At 74.5% G+C, this 891-nt stretch carries 1 protein-coding gene; it reads right to left on the bottom strand.

Annotated features, from left to right (window positions below; genetic code table 11):
• The coding region (locus GT354_RS13345) for an ATP-binding cassette domain-containing protein (protein ID WP_161356523.1) at positions 1-891 on the bottom strand (891 nt) is incomplete at both ends.

Below are 891 nucleotides of genomic sequence, written 5' to 3'. Positions count from 1 at the left end.
TGCGGGTCCTGCGGGTCCTGCGGGTCCTGCGGGTCCTGTGGATCCTGCGAACCGTGCGGGCTGTGCGGGTCGTGCGGGTCGTGCGGGTCGCTGTTCGTGGTGTCCGCCGATGCGGTGAGCGCGTCGGCGACGTCCTGGACGGTCAGCCACGGCAGCGGTGCCAGGATCTTGGCCACCTGCGGCGCGAACGCCGGTGAGGACACCACGACGTCGGCCGTCGGGCCGTCCGCGACGATGTCGCCCTCGGCCACGACGACCACCCGGTCCGCGACCTGGGCCACGAACTCGACGTCGTGCGTCGCGAGCATCAACGTGGCCCCCATGTCGGCGAGTTCGCGCACCACTGCGACGAACCGGCGCTTGGCGTGGTAGTCGAGGCCGCGCGTGGGCTCGTCGAGCAGTACCACCCGCGGCGCCGCGACGAGTTGGATCGCGAGCACCAAGGCCAGCCGCTGCCCCTCCGACACGTCACGCGGATGCACGGCGCCCTCGATGCCCGGCGCGATCCGGTCGAGCAGCGCGCGGCAGGCGCCGGTCGCCGCACCCGACTCCCGGTCGGCCTCCGCGCATTCGGCGTCGACCGTCTCCAGATAGAGCAGATCCCCGGGGGTCTGCGGGACGAGGCCGACCAGCGCGCGGGCACGATGCGGCGGCGCCTTCCCCGGGTCCTCGCCGGCCACCGCGACCGTGCCGCCCTGACGCGGTCCCGAGCCCTGAAGGGCCCACAGCAGCGAGGACTTGCCCGAGCCGTTGCGGCCCATCAGCGCGGTGACCACCCCGGCCCGCAGGTCCAGATCGAGGCCACGCACGGCGATCACGTCGCCGTAGCGCACCACGATCCGGCGCGCGGTCAGCAGCGGCGTCCGCGCGTCGACGGGCGCGCGCGGCGCC

Source organism: Streptomyces sp. SID3343, from assembly GCF_009865215.1.
Taxonomy (GTDB): Bacteria; Actinomycetota; Actinomycetes; order Streptomycetales; family Streptomycetaceae; genus Embleya.
This window is presented reverse-complemented; position numbering and strand designations above follow the sequence as displayed.